3 protein-coding genes are annotated in these 20,616 nt (G+C 40.3%); all 3 read left to right on the top strand.

Translation table 11 applies throughout. The annotated features are described in order from the left end of the window. The first annotated feature begins 4 nt into the window (after window positions 1-4). From NQT69_RS18785 to NQT69_RS18775, 3 genes are read left to right on the top strand one after another with little or no spacing between them, the layout of a single operon-like run. Window positions 5-17,203, top strand: a complete 17,199-nt coding sequence (locus tag NQT69_RS18785; RefSeq protein WP_256829189.1) for a T1SS-143 repeat domain-containing protein — start codon at window positions 5-7, stop codon at window positions 17,201-17,203. Continuing rightward, a complete protein-coding gene (locus tag NQT69_RS18780; protein ID WP_256829188.1) occupies window positions 17,200-19,302 on the top strand; it encodes a type I secretion system permease/ATPase in 2,103 nt (700 codons plus the stop codon). Before NQT69_RS18785 ends, NQT69_RS18780 begins: the two co-directional genes overlap by 4 nt. Further along, window positions 19,299-20,606: an HlyD family type I secretion periplasmic adaptor subunit gene (locus tag NQT69_RS18775; protein WP_256829187.1), complete on the top strand. Its 1,308-nt coding sequence runs from the start codon at window positions 19,299-19,301 to the stop codon at window positions 20,604-20,606. The genes NQT69_RS18780 and NQT69_RS18775 overlap by 4 nt, the downstream gene beginning before the upstream one ends. The last annotated feature ends 10 nt before the right edge of the window (window positions 20,607-20,616 follow it).

Below are 20,616 nucleotides of genomic sequence, written 5' to 3'. Positions count from 1 at the left end.
ACCAATGGAAATTGCAAAACAAGACATTGCCGCTATTGTTGAAATTTCAGGGCAAACATGGGTTATCACCATCAATGGTCAGTGGATTCCCGCTGAAGAAGTCACTTCCTCTGTTGAAGATATAAACATAGAATTGTTAGATCCTGACGACATTAGTTTAGAGTCTAATCAACCTGTAGTGCAAATAAATGGCCAATGGTTGACTATTCCAAGCAATGTTATTAGCTCAATGCCCACTACCACCTTAGTCAATAATAATTCGCAAGATAATAACCAAGCAAATAGCTCACCAGAACAACAGCAAGGCTTTAGCTTTTTTTTCCAATGGTTACAGCGCGATGGCAATGAAGAGATAGCGGAGTCAGGATACGATACCACTGGCAGCACAAATCAAGATTTTGAAAGTAATCCTAATAGCGCAAATAGTAATAATGACGAAGACCCAGTTATACCTAATCCAATTTTAACAATAAATATTGAGGATGGAGGTGATGAGTGGGTAAATCAATTTGAGTCTCCAGTGACTGATTTATTTGGTTCAGCTCAATATATGAGCAATGGGCAAAGCTTAACGGTTACATTAACAGATATAGAAGGTAAACAGCTTTCATTTATTACAACTGCGCAAAATCAAGCGTGGTCTATTAATGATGTAAACTTAAATGAGCTCGCGGAAGGCTTATTAAACGCCGATATAAAGCCTAGTGATCTAACGATTAATTACGAATCTAGTCAAGATACGAGTGTTAAGGACACCATTGCTGAAATATCGTTAAACATAGAAAAGACAGATGGAGTTAACGATAATCAAAACCCTACCACTTCATTTTTTGGTGAGGTTGTTGATATTCAAGATAACCAGCCTATTACCTTAAGAATATTAACTCCCGATGGCGATACAATAAGTTCTTTCGATACCACTGTCATAGATGGTGCATGGCTTATTGAAAATGTTGACACATCAACACTTTCAGACGGCAGCTACTTAGTCTCAGTATCAAGTATAGATTTAGCTGGAAACCCAGCATCAGCAGAACGCTTCTTATTCCAAGATGAAACAATAGGGATAACCGTAGAAGTTATTGAAAACTGCACCTCTGACGGCGAAACCTTTGATATTGTAGGTACTGTAACCGACGTCGAAGATGGTAATATCGTCAACCTCACACTCCGTGATACTAATAATGTCGAAAAAACATTCCAAGTAACTGTGCAAAATGGCTTTTACGCTCTACTTGATGTCGATATGTCAGGCTTTGCCGACGGTCAAATTGATGTTACAGCCACAGTTTCTGACTTTTCAGACAACCAGGCTTCTGCAACCACTGATTATATCTACGATACCCTCGCACTTATCACCATTGATATCGAAGGCACTGATGATAATGTACTCAATGCCGAAGAGGATAACTCCGTTGCCATCTCGGGCACCGCTGTAGGCGTTGAGGATGGACAAACCGTCTATATCACTCTTACCGACGACGCAGGTAACATCCTTGAATTAACCTCAACCGTTAATAACGAAACGTGGCAAGTTGATGATGTTGACCTCTCAAGCTTTAACAATGGCACAATAACCGCTTCTGCAACCACCAAAGACACTAATTGTAATACCGCCACAGATACCGATACTGTTGAACACGATAAGCTAGCAAGTATTACCGTAGAAGTTATTGAAAACTGCACCTCTGACGGCGAAACCTTTGATATTGTAGGTACTGTAACCGACGTCGAAGATGGTAATATCGTCAACCTCACACTCCGTGATACTAATAATGTCGAAAAAACATTCCAAGTAACTGTGCAAAATGGCTTTTACGCTCTACTTGATGTCGATATGTCAGGCTTTGCCGACGGTCAAATTGATGTTACAGCCACAGTTTCTGACTTTTCAGACAACCAGGCTTCTGCAACCACTGATTATATCTACGATACCCTCGCACTTATCACCATTGATATCGAAGGCACTGATGATAATGTACTCAATGCCGAAGAGGATAACTCCGTTGCCATCTCGGGCACCGCTGTAGGCGTTGAGGATGGACAAACCGTCTATATCACTCTTACCGACGACGCAGGTAACATCCTTGAATTAACCTCAACCGTTAATAACGAAACGTGGCAAGTTGATGATGTTGACCTCTCAAGCTTTAACAATGGCACAATAACCGCTTCTGCAACCACCAAAGACACTAATTGTAATACCGCCACAGATACCGATACTGTTGAACACGATAAGCTGGCAAGTATTACCGTAGAAGTTATTGAAAACTGCACCTCTGACGGGGAAACCTTTGATATTGTCGGCACTGTAACCGACGTCGAAGATGGTCAAACGGTGGATATTCTATTACGAGATAGCAATAATCTTAGTAAGACACTACAAGCCACTGTAGTCAATGGTACTTATTCCCTCATAGATATTGATATGGCTGGGTTTGCAGATGGGAATATAGAAGTTACTGTATCGGTTAATGATGTAGCAGGAAACCTAGCAAGTGCCAATACAAGTTATATATACGACTCATTAGCTGAACTAACGATTAGCATTAATGATACTGAAGATAATGTCATCAATGCCATCGAAGATGATAATGTGGTTATATCTGGAACAGCAGTAGGGATTGAAAATGGCCAACCCGTTTATATCACGCTAACTGATGAAAATGGCAATTCAATTGAGGTTACAGCCACCGTTAGTAATGAAACATGGCAATTAAATAACGTTGATATCTCAGCTCTCGATAATGGCACTATAACCGCATCTGCAACAAGTAAAGATTTAAATTGCAATTCAGCATCCGCTGAAGATGCTGCACTACACGATAAAATAGCAGAAATCACCTTAACAACAACGACGACACCTGCAGAACAGGGCTTATTATATAGCTTTACCGGCACCACGACAGATATTGAAGATGGTAATAATGTATTAATAACATTGACCGACAGAAATGGTCAAAGCCAAGTCCTCTCTGCCGTTATTATCGATGGAGTGTATAGTGTTGAAAATATCTCCATAACCCTAGCCGATGGGCCAATACTTGTTTCGGCACAAACTCAAGATAATGCCGGCAACCCTGCTGAAGCTAATGAAATTATTAATTTTGATAATACCGCTGAAATAACAGTTGATATTGATTCTGGCGATGATGAAATTATAAATGCAGTTGAAGCTCCTAACAGCCCTATCTTTGGCACAGTCATTGATGTTGAAGATGGCCAAACAGTTACAATTAACGTATCGGATGAAAATAATAACTCTGTTGATTTTGAAGCCGTTGTTGAAGATGGTCAATGGCGTGTTGATAACGCAGACTTATCAACTCTTGCCGATGGCACGTTAACTATAACCAGCCAAGTAACTGACCTTAGTAATAATACTGCACAAGCTAGCACAACAATTTTAAAAGACACTTTAGCAACTGTCACTATCACTATTGATAGCGGCATTGATGAAGCGCTCAATAAAAATGAAATAACACAAACACGTATTTTTGGCCAAACAACTGAAATTGAAAATGGCCAAACAGTATTCATAACAGTAACTGATAAAGAGGGAAACTCACTAACCTTCGAAACTGAAGTACTTAATGATGCATGGGCGTTAGAAGACTTAGATCTAAGCAGTTTAGTGGATGGGCCGCTGACAGCAAGCGCAACTGTATCCGATATCGCAGGAAATGAAGCCCAAAGTAGTGATAACGTATTTAAAGATACAACCTCAGGCATAACATTAAACGTTATAGAGCAATGTCATGATGGCGTAGAAATACTGGATCTCGTTGGAACCGTTGAAAATGTTGAAGATGGTTCACCCGTATTTATCATTATCACTGATAGCAATAATAACGAGCTGCGTTTTCAAGCTACCTCCAATAATGGTGTTTGGTCTCATACTGATGCAGATCTTACCGGCTTAGGTGATGGTGAACTTAACATCAAAGCCTATACAACCGACCGCTCAGGAAATATCGTCGAAACAGAACAAACATTTATCAAAGATACTGTTGCTGAAATTACAATTGATGTTGAGACCGGCACCGATGAGGTTATTAATAGTGCAGAAACACCTGCCACAACAATATCTGGAACTGCAACAAACGTTGAAGATGGGCAAATTGTTGAGTTAACAATTACAGATCTAGGCGGCAAAGAACTCACTTTCGAAGCAACAGTAACAAATGGTGAGTGGATTGTTGAGGATGCAGATTTAAGTATTCTCGATGAAGGTTCATTAGAATTTTCAGCAACTGTTAAAGATTTAAGTTGTAATACCGCAACAGCAACAGTCGACCATGTAAAAGATACTCTTGCAAGTGTGACGATTACAGTTGAATCCAACGGCGATAACTTAATCAATAGTCTAGAGGTCGATGCAGTTACATTATATGGTGATGCAAATTACATTGAAAATGGTCGCGAAGTAGTAATAACAGTTATAGACAGTGATAATTTTTCTAAAGAATACTCAACCACGGTATCAAATGAACAATGGGAAATCCCCGATTTAGACTTCAACGAATTTGCCGAAGGCCCCCTAAACTTTACCGTATCAACTTCTGACATAGCCGGAAATACTGCAACTAATTCCACTGAAGTATTCAAAGATACATTGTCAAAATTATCAATTCAGGTGGTCACAAATGGCGATAATATTCTAAATGAACTTGAAGTAAACCCTGCTGCATTTGGTGGTGTAGCAAACGATATAGAAACGGGTCAAACGGTAGAGATCATCGTTACAGACAGTGAAAATAAAACTAGCTCATTTGAAACTGTAGTTAGAAATGGGTACTATTTAATAGATAATGAAGATTTATCAGGATTAGCTGATGGCGAGCTTACATTCACAGCCACCAGCGAAGATAGAGAAGGCAACCCTGCTACAGCAACGACTACCGTAATTAAAAATACAGCGCCTGTAGAGATCACAATAGATATCGAAGCAGGCACAGATAACATTATCAATGATGTTGAATCTCCTACTGTGGATATAACCGGCACAACCGTCAATGTTGAAGACGGCGCAACCGTAACTGTTACGTTAATTGATGCAAACGGTGATGACCTAACATTAACAGCCACTGTAGCGAATAACCAATGGCGAATAGATGATGTTGACACCCGCGTCTTAATTGATGGCACAATCAACGGCACAGCCAGTGTCACTAATAGTGTAGGTAACAGCGGCACCGCAACAGAGATCGTTGGCAAAGATGTTGTAGCTGAACTCACACTTAGTCTAAATGATGAAGATCAAATAATAAATCATACAGAAAGTACACTTAATAACTTCTCTGGTACAGTCAATAACATTGAAAATGGGCAAAGTGTCACTCTTACCCTTACTGACAAAAACAATGTCGTAGTTACAGCGACCACTCAAGTGGTTAATGATGCTTGGTCCCTCGGTGATATTGATTTATCAACGTTAGCTGATGGTGAAATAACCGCAATCGTTGAAGCCCAAGACAAAGCAGAAAACCCTGCAAGCAGTACCATTACTTTTGATAAAGATACTCTAGCTGAAATCACCATTGAAGTAGAAGATGACGACCAAATTATTAATGCAGCTGAACAAGATGCTGTTAGCGTATCAGGCGTCGCAACAGGCATTGAGAATGGTCAAACTGTGACAGTTTCTGTTACTGATAGTGCTGGCACCACGCGCACTAACGACTCTGTTACATTAGTAGATGGAAAATGGTCGCTCAATGATGTCGATATTAATGATTTAGCTGAAGGTGATTTAGTCGTTACTGTTACCAGCACTGATATTGCAGGCAATGAGGCAACCAATACAGTTACAGTCTTAAAAGATACATTAGCAAGTCTTACTATTGACGTCGCTGATGGCGGCGATAATTCATTAAATGCGCTGGAAGTGAACGATGTAGCTATCTCTGGCACTGCGCTTAACGTTGATGACGGCCAAACAGTTACTGTGCTTGTGACTGACTCGGCGGGCAAAACGCAAGAATATTATGCCAGCGTCTCAAATGGAGCATGGGCGTTAAACAACGAAGATTTATCTGGCTTTGCTGAAGGCATATTAACCTTTACCGCCAATGTCACAGATGTGGCTGGTAACCCCGCAAGCGCTGACACCACTGTATTCAAAGACACGCTCTCCACTATTTCAATTCAAGTGGGCACCAATGGCGACGGTATTCTAAATGGTGACGAAATTACCAGTACGACTTTTGGTGGCGCAGCAACCGATATCGAAGATGGTCAAGTTATCACCGTGACCGTAACTGACAGCGAAAACGAAACACTGGAATTTACCACCACGGTCCGTAACGGTTATTACTTAATAGATAATGAAGACTTAGCCGAACTTGCCGATGGTGAGCTGACGTTCACGGCTGAGGGAGTTGATAGAAATGATAACCCAGCTACAGCAACGACTACCGTTGTTAAAAACACTGCACCAGTAGAAATCACGATAGATATAGATACAATTCAAGATAACATCATAAATGCAGCTGAAGCCCCTATGGTTGATATCACAGGTACTGTTAGCAATGTAGAAGATGGCCAAACCGTTACTGTCACATTGACCGATGGAGTAAACACCATCACTCGTACAGCCCTTGTCAATGGCGGAGCATGGTTTATCAATGACGTTGATACACAAATATTAAGCGACGGCGATATCACGGGCACCGCAACGGTTACAAACATGGCTGGTAACTCAGAGTCAAGCCAAGAAATTGTACAAAAAGATGTTGTTGCAGAGATCACGGTCCAATTAAACGATGAAGATCAAATCATAAATAATGCTGAAAAAACGGCAAACAGCTTCTCAGGTACCGTTAATAATATTGAAGATGTTCAAGAAATTACCATAACCTTTACTGACTCGAACGACAACACAGTAGAGCAAACTACCCAAGTAACAGATGGTGGTTGGACATTAGAAAACATCGACCTATCCACTCTCATTGACGGTGAAATTAATGTTACTGTTAGCGTGCAAGACGTTGCTGAAAACCCAGCCACCGATACCATTACTTTTATTAAAGACACTCAAGCATCCATCACCGTCAATGTGATTGATGATGATCAAATAATCAATAAAGCAGAGCAATCGTCTGTTGATTTATCAGGCACAATAACAAATATTGAAGAAGGCAAAATAGTTACAGTTACCTTAGTCGATAGCCAAAATAATAGCCTTGAATACACAACCCCGATTGAAAATGCTGAATGGCAGTTAAATAACATTGATTTTACTGTATTTGCCGAAGGGAGTATCGAGGTTACAGTAACTACTACTGACATAGCCGGAAATGAAGCAACAGCCAACACATCAGTTACCAAAGATACTTTAGCAAGCCTAACTATTACGGTTGATGACGGCCCCGACAACGCCATTAATGCCCGTGAAGTTAGCGCTGTATTAATCAACGGCACGGCAAGTAATATTGAAGACGACCAAAGCGTAACTATCCTCATCACCGATATCGATGGCGTCTCTCAACAATACACCACCACTGTCAGTGCTGGCGTATGGAGCTTAGGTGAATTAGATTTATCTGACTTTGCTGAAGGTGAATTAAGCTTTAGTGTCAGCGGCACCGATGCGGCGGGCAACCCCGCTGAAGCAGACACGCAAACATTTAAAGACACCATTTCAGCCATTTCAATGCAGATACAAACCAATGGCGATGATATTTTAAATAGCTTTGAAGTGAACCCAGCCACCTTTGGTGGGGTGGCCAACGACATTGAAGACGATCAACCGGTGGAAATTGTTGTCCGTGATGAAGCAGGTAATCGCTTAATCTTTAGTGCCACAGTACAAGATGGTTTCTTTATTATTGAAAACGGGGATTTATCGAGTTTACTTGATGGCGAGCTGACCTTCACCGCCACCAGTATCGACAGCTTTGGTAACCCTGCTATTGCCACCAATACCGTTACGAAAGACACCGCGGCGGTTGAGATCACTGTTGAGATAGATACAATACAAGATGATACCATCAATGCAGTTGAGTCTCCGGCTGTGCGGATTTACGGCACCACCGATGCTGAAAACCAGCAACAAGTCACTGTTGTTTTAACAGATAAGAATAAGAAAACCATCACACTAACGGCTATCGTCATTGATGGTGAATGGTTAATTGAAAACGTAGACACCCGCTTTTTAGTTGATGGCACTATTAGTGCAGTTGCAACCGTTGAAAATAGAGCGGGTAATAGTGCAAAAGCTACAGATACAGCCTTGAAAGATGTTGTTGCTAGAACAACCCTCGCCTTAACTGACTCTGATCCTGATCATAGTGACCAAATAATCAATGAAAATGAAGAAACGCAAAATAATCAGTTCTCAGGAACGATAACCGATGTCGAAGATTATCAAACTGTTACATTGTATTTTGTTGATCGTAACGGTAATACAGCTACTGATACAACGACTGTTTCAGGTGGTGAGTGGTCAATAGACAACGTCGACTTATCAAATTTGGTAGATGGTAAAATTCAAGTTAGAGCCGAAGTTACAGACCAAGCACAAAACCAAGGTTCAGAGACTCTTCTATTTGATAAAGACACTTTAGCAGAAATCGTAGTAGAAGTTGTTGATGGTGATGATGTTTTAAGTGATGAAGAAATAACTAATGGCGTCACTATTGGTGGCGCAGTATTAGGTGTAGAAAATGGCCAATCCGTCACAATAACTATAGAGGGGAAAGATGCTTCTGATCCTGACAATAAATTAACTTCAGAAGTTATTGATGGTTACTGGTCAATCTCTGATTCGGATGTATTTGCTGACTACGCGGACGGCGAGATTACCATTACTGTTGCAACCGAAGATAAAGCAGGTAACACAGCTACAAACTCAACCACAGTCACCAAAGACACATCCGCTGAAATTAAAATCTATGTTGATACCTCGGCAGTGGTAGCTGATACTGTTTTAAATGCAACAGAGTCACTTACGACCCGCATTTATGGCACAACAGATGTTGAAGACGGTAATACAGTTACCATTGTAGTAAAAGATGAAAATGGTAAAGAGCTGACTTTTACCACCACTGTAACCGCAGGTCTTTGGGAAGTAACCGAAGACCTTTCAAGCTTAACAGATGGTACTCTTACCTATACAGCCACTGTAAGTGATAACGCTGGCAACTCTGCTAATGACAACACTACAAAAGGTAAAGATACGCTTGCAGCCATCGAAGTTGAAATTGCTTCAGGTGACGATGAATACCTACTAAAAAATGAACTCGGCCAACTCACTTTAGCCGGAACAGTTACAAATATTGAAGAAGGTAGAACCGTTACACTCACTTTAACAGGAGCAAACGGCGAGACCGAGGAATTAACTGCTACTGTATTAAATGATTTTACTTTCACGACAACAGTCGATATATCAACTTGGGCTGATGGCGAAATTACCGTCACAGCCAAGACAACCGATGAAGCTGGTAACGAAGCAACAAATACTGATACAGCCACAATAGATACCACCGTTAGTATCGATATTGATACAGGTGATGGTTTTGACCTAGTTGCTTTTAGAGCTGGTGACCTTACTACAATATCAGGCACCACGGATGCCGAAAGCGGCCAACTTGTCAGTATTGCTATTTTTGATGGTTCACAAACACTGTATTTCAAAGGCAGTGTCGGTAGTGATGGTACTTGGAGCGTCAATAATATAAATGTAACTGATTTAAATCAAACAGCCGCTTGGGAACTTACAGCTACAGTTACCGACTTGGCTGGCAACACTGCAACCGATGACATGCCTACATTAGATATAGTTCGTAGCCAAGAATTATATGAAACTGAACTTGAATCAGGCTCAACATCCGATACCAGTGCAATCAATATCAATAACGCCAGTTTAAGTTTATCAGCAATGCAAGATGCTTTAAGTTCGCTTACTTCTGTTGGCAGTGAAGTTAGAGTTGAAGTGGCAAGTGACGGGCAATCTCTTAATGTAATCCGTGAAGATGATAGTACTATTGCAATGACAATTGAGTTAATAACAGGCTCAATTAGAGTGACGCAGTTTAAGTCTTTTGACCAACCACTCAACAATAAACTCACAACACAAGTTTTCATTGAAGCATTACAAACTGATGATGACGGTACTTCTGAGTTAGTCATTTTACCAACCAATATCACTATCAATGATGCACCACCAAAAAGCCAAGATGACTCATTCACCGTTACTGAAGACACAACAAGTAACGGCAGTGTAACGGGTAATGATTACACCACCGAAGGCCCATTAAAGGTAATAAAAATCGATGTCGAAGGGCAAACTTACGTTGTAACTGAAGCTTCACCTGCCACAGTCACATTAAGCTATGGTGTGTTGACCGTTAACAGTAATGGTACATGGACATTTACAGCAAGTGATAACCTAGACCACACCCTGCCACAAAACTTTAGCTTTAATTACACGGTGAGTGATCAAGATACCAGCTTTGATACGGCAACAGCCACAATAAACATAATTGATGGTGCTGCAGGGTACGTGACGGACCAAAATGCTGATTTAACAGAACCTGATTATGATCAAGTACTAAACAGGGAGATGAATTTTACTATATTTGCAGGCTCAGATACCTTGCTTGCAGATTCAATTGCTTTTAATGACGCAAGTCTTGCTCGTTTAAACGCCTTAGGACTAAAAAGTGATGGCGATGAGATAATCTTCAGTCTATCTGATGACGGTAAAACAATGACTGCTACAGCTGACGGCAGCACAATTATAACGATCAGTTTATCAGCCCTTAGTAGTGGCGATGATTTATCGGTAACCGCTTTATACCAACAACAAGGCCCGATTGATCATACAACTTCAGAACAACTACAGTTAGTACTTACCGTTACAGCAGAAGATCTTGATGGTACAGCCATTGAAGAAAATGACCTATCTATTACCATATTTGATGGTAATAACCCGCAATTTAACAACATTACCAATGTCACCTTGGATGAAAATAACCTTGCAGATTCCCCACTAGTTGGCACAGGTCAACTATCGACTTTAATTGGTTCAGACAAGATAACCGAAGTGGTATTTTCAGCCATAGGTGAACAACCCGTTTTAACCAGTAATGATACTGTAATTGAGTATGAACTTAGTGAGGATGGAAAAACCATTATAGGCCATACAGGTGATATTAACGACCCTGTTTTTAAAGTCGAACTAAGTAATACCTTCAATACCACGCTTGATTCATTGGATAAAGATTATACAGTAACCTTATACCGTGCTCTAGACCAAGATGTTACCGATGGCATAAACCTCAAAATAGAAATGACCGACTTTGATGGCGACAAAGTGACCGGCAACTTAGACATCACGATAATTGATAATGATGATGTTGAACAAAATACACCTGAGTTAAATGTGTCTGAAACACCAAAAGATTCTAGTATTTATACCAATTCAGACAGTGATTTTTTAACTATTACTGCAGAATATGACGCTATTAAACAACTAAATTATGAGGTAGAAAATGGCGATCCTGTATTAGACAGCCAAGGAAATTCCCTCACCCAAAATGGTCAAGCAATTACATGGGTAAATTTAGGTAACGGAAAAGCACAAGGACAACTTGCCGATGGCACCGTGGTATTTGAAGCCACAATCCCAGCTGACTTTACATTGACACCAGGAGAGCAAGGTAATGCGGATATTCAATTTGAGCTATACGGCGCTATAGATCATTTAGATGCTCAAGATACAAGGCTAACGCTTATACTGCCCATTGCAATTATTGATGCTGATAATACTCATATTGTAAATAACGTAGCTGTTAATATTGACGATGGCTTAGCACCCGAAATAGTTAATCCAGGTACGCCAGATAATACCGTCGATGAGCTTAATTTAAATAATGACAGTGTAACCATTCATGGAAAATACACACTCTCTCAAGGCAGTGATGAAATTGTCACTGTTGCACTAGCAGAGGGCTTTAGTCTTGATGGTGTAACCAAAAATGGCGAAGCTGTTACTTTGTCAAACGCGCCAACAGATAGCGGCTGGTATGTGGCACGTATTCCAGATAATAGCGAAGTATTTAGAATTCGCTTTTTAACAGATGGCACATATCAATATAAACAAAGCCAAGCGCTTGATCATGCAACAGGCAATGGTAAAAACCAACTAGATTTAGAATTTGAAATTCAAGCCATTGATGCCGATGGCGATAAATCGGATACACAAGATTTAACCGTATTAATTATAGATGATATTCCTGTTGCAATTGATACCGACTTAACCTTCTCTGAAGGTGATAGCTTAACCGCAGACCTGCTAGATGGAGTAAAACAGGGTGCTGATGGTGCGCAAGTAACTCAAATAACCTATCAAGGGACTGATTATCAAGCTAGCGATACTATTACACTTCGTAATGGCGACCAAGAGTATGGCTCAATTACGATCAATGCAGATGGTAGTGTATCAATTACAACCAGTCCATTTATTGCTGATACAAACATCTATGAAGACTTCTTACAATATCAAATAACCGATGCTGATGGCGATGTAATTACAAATACTCTTAATTTACACGTCCAAGACAGCGAAGGTAAGATTGTATTTTATACACCAGAAGGTGACGAAGATGGCAATATTATTGTTGAGCTAGCAGCTTATCCAGGTGATTTAGATAGCGGCGACGAAATCACTGAGATTAAAATAAGTGTTGATTCACTCAATGGCGGAACATTAGTTTTACAAGGTCCTGGAGGCGCACCTTTAAGCTTACCTATTGAAAGTGGGTTTGTTGTATTTAGAGATGATAATTTACGAGTTTTACAAGAAGAAACTACTCTACCGACAGGCTCTACTGTACCTGCAGGTACAACGCTACCAGCTGGAATTTTAATTTTTATACCTGCTGAAAATACCTCCGATGCGATAATTGATCAACAAGTAGCGCTTAATGTTGATGTAATTATTACTGACAATGATTCTGGCTCTAGAACCATTTCTAGCGAAATACCTGTCACCATAAATTCAGTTGCAGATACACCACTTTGGGATGACAGTGCAGAATTTTATTACTTAGGTGAAGAAGATGGTGCACCTATAACACTTAATCTAACAGCTAACTTACAAGATACAGATGGCTCTGAAGTTATAAGCTACCGTATTGAAAATATTGAAGAAGGTTTAATATTAAAAGTAAATGGTAATACTGTAAGTGATGGTGACATTTTATCTGCTGAAGATATAGCAAACTTAACGGCTGAAGGCACAGAAAACCTAGCAGGCTCATTTAATTTTGATATAACAGCGATTGCCACAGAACAAGATAATAACGACGTTGCCGAGCAAGATGCTCGAACCGTTACGGTTGATCTTCACCCTGTAGCAGATACTCCTACACTTATTGTAGCCAACGTAAATTCTGATGAGGACGTAGCAATTAATGCCTATGACTTTGTCAGAGGGCAATTAACCGATACTGATGGTTCGGAGTCTTTATCCTTTGAATTTACCGTCCCTGATGGCTGGACAATGACAGCACTAAATGGTGCGACCATAAGTGACTTAGGTAGCAATGTTTACAGTGCTTCAAGTGCAGATATTGAAGCAGGTAATATACAGTTAATACCAGAAGAAGATATCAGTTCTTATCAAAATAGTTTTCCGGTAATTGTTGTTGCTATATCAACAGAAACAGAAGTAGATGGCTTAACAATTAACGGAGATACAGAAGCTCGCAGTGATGACAAAAAGCTTACCGTTACGATAAAAGGGGTAATTGACCCACCAACTGTTGATACAGGTACCAACTGGAACTTTGACGAGGCACAAAAACTACTTACAAATACCGTTGAACTCGATGAAGATGAATTAATTAAACTCGACTTTTTAGTTAAAACCTCTGATGACGATGGTTCTGAAGTAATCAACCTACTTATTGCTAACCTGTCTGATGGAGTGAGTATCGTTGATGAAGATGGTAACCCTGTTGAACTTGAGATAATTCGCGCCGAAAATGGCAAACCGGTTTATGGGGTTTCAGCTGAACAATTACAATCACTTTATTTAAAACCACAAGGTGACTTTAGTGGTACGGGTATTGAGTTTGATATTTATACTGTCACCACTGAACCCGATGGCGACTCAGGCGAATATTCAGGTGAAGATGCAATCAAGGTAGCTATTGAACTTACTCCAATACTTGATTCAAATGCAGCTAACCTAGCCACCAGCTCATCAGGTATTGAAGACCAAGCGGCTGTGCTAAATATTAACCCAACGACAGCCGATGCCGATGGTTCTGAAATTATTACCGGCGCTGTCATTACCAGTATACCTACAGACGTAAAATTATTACTCGATGGTTCTGAAATTGAATTTACTGGTTCGTTAGATCTGGCGACACTCGCTGATGGCGATTTAGCCGGTTTCTTAGCCAGCGGTCGTTTAGCTATTCTTCCCAAACAAGATTTTTCAGGAGAAGTAGAAATAGGCATTACCTACACTGTAATCGACATATCTGATAACGGTGATACTACACCTGTAGAAATTGCAACCACCAGCACAGTGACCATTGCGCCTGATTTTGATAAAGAAATTGAAATAGATGGTGAAGGCCGCAGTGAGCTAGTAATAAACTCTGATTTTGAAGAAAGTAGCACAAATGGTCGTGTAGATTTATCAGGCGCTGTAAAATTTGTTGAAGCTGACCAAGATGGTTCTGAAACTATTGAATATATTGTTATTATTTTACCAAGTAGTAATGGCTACCATGTTGATTACGAGGGTGCTCTACCCGATGGCGATGGTCGTTGGATAGTCCCAATTACAGGTGGAACAACGGATAGTGTTCAAGACACCATCGATGATTTACTCAATGGTGTCACCTTAGTTAGTGATAACCCAACAGATGGTCCAATTGAAATAACTGTTGCAGCAAAAGTCAAAGATTTAACTGATGATGATGCTATTTACACGACCTTACAAGTTGAATTTACTGAAGGTGCTGCTGATTCAGATGCCGGTACAATTGGAGATATTCAGAATACAGTGATTGATGCTGTTGAAGATCAATCTATAAGCTTTGCTGGGCACTTTAATAGCGACTTTGTTGATGACAGCACAGGTAATAATAACGACGAAATAAGCTTTAGGATTTTGGCTTCCGACCTACCTGCGGGGGCAGTACTTTCTGGTACAGATGTAGAGATAATTCATGATGCCAATGGTCAAACCGTTTATGAATATGTTTTCCCTGCCAGTGCATTAGATAGCATTACTATTTCAACAGCCGGCGCTAATTTTTCAGGTATGTTGGATATTCCAATACGTGTTATTGCAGTAGATCCACAAAGTGGTGACACTGTCATTGATGATAGCCAAATAATTAGTGTAGATGTAACTCCTATTGCTGATGATATAACTGTCACTACAAATACAAACACCATTGAAGAAGATACCGCTCAACCATTGGGTATTTCTCTCACCTTTGTTGACGATGATCTATCAACGACTACTGGTGGTATTGAAAACATTGTTATCGACCCGGATGCGCCTGAAGATAGCTTAACCATAAAAGTAAGTGCGGGAACCTTAAATGACCCATCAGATTTATTTGCTTTGGTTGAAGGTACGACTGACACATATAAGTTTACTGGTGAAACAGCCTCAGAGTTAACCTCTGCTCTTGCAGGTGTAAGTGTAACACCCCCTCTAAATGTATCTGGCTCAGCAATAATAACGCTTGAAATTAGTGGTAAAACACAAGACACAACCGAGATTTCGACGGGTGTTGTTACATCGGCTATGCAAGACTTCACATCAACAATTACCCTTGATGTAAAACCCGTTACCGACTATGCAACGCTAACAGTGGCGAATATTTTAGGTGACGAAGATACCGCAATAAGCTTAAACGGTATTAATGCCCAACTTTTTGATACCGATGGCTCTGAGGTAATATATGTCAGTATTTCCGGTGTACCTGACGGTGCTGTTTTAGCAAAAAAAAATGGTGATGGAACATACACAGGGCTCGCCAACAATGGTACTGATGGCGGAGATTTTAAAGGCCTAGAAACATACAATTGGAGTGTTACATCAGAACAATTAGCCAGTGGTAATGTTGTGATAATTCCACCAACAGACTTTAACGGTGATATTCCGCTGACTTTACAAGCGATTACAAAGGATCAAGACCCTGGTACTTATTTAACTACAACAGCTGATTTTGTTGTTGGTGTACGTCCAATTGGTGATGACATAGACTTAATACGTACTCCAGATACAAGTTATACCGCTAATGAAGATGACACAGTGACCATCAATTTGGTTGCGAGAAGTTTAGATACCAATAACGATGAAAACATCCAACTTACGGTAAAAATAGCTGATGATTCTGATGAATCTGCTTTAGTGGGCCTTGAAGGTGGCTTTATTGAGGTTAGCGGCCAACGTATAAACTTTACTAGCGATGAGGCTGGTGGCTATACCGCGACTCTAGTTATTGCCAGTAGTGAAATACAAAATTTTGACTTTAACGCTGGCACCCTTGCATGGGGCGATCTAAATATGCAAGTAGATGTTGCCACCATTGATACCGCCACTGTCAATGGCACTGAAATGTCAGATACCAGTGAGGTTATAAGTTCTGAATTCACCGTCACATTAGAACCGCAAGTTGATGCACCAATATGGATTAATGGCCCAGAAGATATTAATGTATCCACGACAGATAATATCGAACTCAATATTGAGCTACAAAATCCAGCAACCCATGAATTAGGTTATGATGAATCAGCAACCGAAGAATCAGGTTATATCGAAATTAGTGGTTATCCTAGTGGTGTAACCTTTAGCGCAGGTAGCCAAACTGGCAATGTGTGGAAAATCCCTCTTGATAAGCTTGATGGCTTAAAAATTATTGGTGCACAAGATAATGATAATTTCACCTTGATTATCACCCCTTATGCAGAATTAGCTGGCGAAAGCCAAGTGGGGCAAGTTCAAGATATTAATGTAGTGGTTTCAGATTCAACTAGCGCAGGAAAAACAGCACCAATAGCTGAAGAAATAACAATCAACCAGCTTCAATTGATATTAGATAAGCAAAGTTATGCAAATCATGATATTACTAGAGATAACAGTGAATCGTTTAGTGGTAGTGCTGATAACTTTGAGCATGAGCTACTACGCATAATGGATAATGTGGATTCAATCGAACCATGAAACTGAATTTAGATCAGCAACAAATCATTACTTTAGTACGCTGTGCAAATGAGTTATTTGCACAGCGCTGTAACGACGATCAAATTCTAGAGGGTCTACCCGACTTAGGAATTACTCATACTCATATAGAGCGCGCGTTGCTCAATGGTAATATCAATGCCGCGCAACAAAGTTTACAACTAAAAAAAATGCAATTCCCGGCGTTAATCGTCGATAAAAATAATGAGCTTTATTTACTCGATAAACAGGATCACACTTTACAGCTTTTATATACCAATGCTGCAGAGCCAATAACCGATTTAACTAGTTTGTCTTGTCAATTGAGTTGGCTTATCAGTGTTAACGAAGTAATTGATAAACGTAGTCGCTCTATTCATAGCAAAATACCAAGTTGGTTAAAGCCCGTTATTGATGAAGTAAAACCCTTTTATGGCTCATTATTATTAGGTTCGTTTACCGTTAACCTGCTTGCCGTAGTGATCCCACTCTTTACCATGAATGTATACGATAGAGTCGTGCCAAACGCCGCTACTGATACCCTATGGGTACTTGCCGCAGGGGCTTTTTTAGCGATTGTATTTGATTGGTTTTTAAAACAAGCAAGAACACAGCTCACCGATACAGCAGGCCAACAAATTGACTTAAAAGTTTCCAGTACTTTGTTTAGTCGAGTAATAGGTATGCGTTTAGAGCACCGACCTGAATCAGCAGGTGCCTATGCAAAGCAAGTACAAGACTTTGATAGTGTGAGGGAGTTTTTAACCTCTGCTACTTTGGTATCTGCCATAGATTTACCTTTTACGCTGATGTTTTTAGCACTAATCGCCTGGTTAGGTGGCTTGATTGTATTAATTCCCATCACCACCATGTTATTAATAGTTTTGATTGGGGCATTTTTGCAAGGGCGACTAACCCACAGTGTTGAAGAAGCCGCCAAGCTCAGTACTCAACGACAGGCTTATTTAATCGAGTACTTAAACCAAATAGTAGAATTAAAACAAAGCCGCAGTGAACAAAAAGCACAACGCACATGGGAGCAAACCATGGCGCAACTTTCATTATGGCAAAATAAGTCTCGCCATAGTGCAAACACCCTAAGCCACTCTGTTACTACACTACAACAAGTGACTACAATAGGTTTAATAGTCGCTGGAGTCTATTTAATTCAGGCGGGTGAAGTTAGTATGGGGGCGCTGATAGCCATGGTGATGATCAGCGGACGTGCTGGTGGCGCTGTCAGCCAAATAGCCAGTTTAGTACTTAAATACAAACAAACCGAGTCAGCAATTGATTCGGTTAAAGCGATACTTGAACTGCCACAAGAAAGCCAACAAAGCGTACTCAATAATTACAGCGATATTAGCGGCAATATACGTATTAAACAGCTCACATTTAATTATCCAGAACAAAAACTTGCCGTATTAAAAAATATCAGCCTAAGTATAGAGCGTGGTGAAAAAGTTGGTATTTTTGGTGTCGCCGGTTCCGGTAAATCATCATTATTAGCCTTGTTAGCAGGCCAATATGAAGCCACTCGCGGGCAAATTTTTTACGATGATATTGAAATCAAGCAATGGTCTTTAAGAACAATTAGAAGAAATACCGGCTGGATGGCACAAAATCCACAGCTATTTTATGGCAGTTTATTAGAAAATATCACTGTGGGTGCACAAAATGTTGACCCTAATGAACTCGCAAGAGCCATAAAAATGGCTGGTATTCACCATTTTATGGAGCGTTTAGAGTCTGGACTTGAAAGCCAAGTAGGAGAATTTGGCCGCTGCTTGTCAGGCGGACAACGCCAAGCCGTCATGTTAGCAAGAGCATTATTACAACGACCTAAGTTATTGCTACTTGATGAACCCACCAGCGCAATGGACGAAATAAGCGAGCGCCACATAATAAGCAGCCTAAAAAGTATTGCAGATACCACCATGATCATTGCCAGCCACAAAGCGGCAGTACTGTCTTTGTGCGATAAAATAATCGTACTCGAAAATGGTGAACTACGCGATATACAAACGCCACAACAACTATTTAGCGGCAGTAACAGGCGTTTACGCTCAATTAAAGTGACACCTAAAGGAGATTCGCAATGAGTCAACTACAAGTGTCACAATTAGCGGCTGCACGCCAAGCACAAAAATTAATCGCCATCGTCTTTTTAGTTTTATTGAGTACCATAGTGTGGGCCACTTTTGCTACGCTAGATGAAGTCATTGTCGGTGAAGGCAATGTGGTACCAGCACAGACAGTACAAACGGTTGAAAATCTTGATGGCGGTATATTAAAGCAGGTTCTGGTTAATGAAGGAGAACTTGTACAACAAGGACAACCACTGTTATTGCTTGACGAAACGCGTTTCGCAGCAGCTTTTGCCGAATCAAACCAACAACGCGATGCCTTACAAGCAAAAAAGTTACGCTTACAAGCAGAACTTAAAACCATTACTTTAGATAGCTCCACCACCACAGGCGTGGTGTTAACACCGCAACCAATTACAACTGAAAATGTTGATGCGCATATCCTAAGTATTGCCAATAATAGCTATAACGCTCGGTTATCGCAGTTACGATCTTTATTACAGCAAAGCCAACAAATGATTTTGCAACAAAGCCAAGCGATAAATGAGCAGCAAGCTAATATTAATTCGTTAAGACAAAGACTAAAACTCATTAGTCGTGAGGTAAACCTGACATCAGAAGGTGTAAATGATGGTGCCGTTGCCGAAATGGAGTTAGTTAAATTACAACGCGAAGAAGTGATGTTACAAGGTGAGCTAAATCGTGCCGATGCCCTACTATTACAATTAAGAGCGGCAAAAGAGCAAGGTAAAGAAGAGCGTCGCTCAGTAGCTTTAGATTATCTCGCTAAAGCGCAAGATGAATTAGACGAAGTAAGTAATGAACTAGCTAAATTAGCACAAAGCAGTAAAGCGCTTGAAGACCGTTTAGTAAAAACGCAAATTAAAGCACCGCTAACAGGCACAGTTAAAAATATAGCCTCCCGTTCAGTGGGCGGTGTTATAGAGCCAGGCCAAGTTATTATGGAAATAGTCCCACTTGACGATAAACTCATAGTTGAGACAAAAATAGCACCTAAAGATATCGGTTTTATTCGCCAAGGCATGCCCGCAATGGTGAAGTTTAGTGCTTATGACTTTGTAATTTATGGCGGCCTAAGTGGTGAAGTTATCTTTGTTAGCCCTGATGCATCGCAGTTAGAAGATGGCACTACCTATTACGAAGCACATATAAAAACAGACGGGAAAATACTAGAAAACCAACCTATTATTCCCGGCATGCAAGCCAGCGTAGATATACTCACTGGTAAAAAAACCGTTTTACAGTATTGGTTAAAGCCGCTATTGCGAGCTAAAGCTAATGCTATGCGAGAACCATAAGAAAGGACAC

Source organism: Pseudoalteromonas shioyasakiensis, from assembly GCF_024518675.1.
GTDB lineage: Bacteria > Pseudomonadota > Gammaproteobacteria > Enterobacterales > Alteromonadaceae > Pseudoalteromonas > Pseudoalteromonas shioyasakiensis_B.
This window is presented reverse-complemented; position numbering and strand designations above follow the sequence as displayed.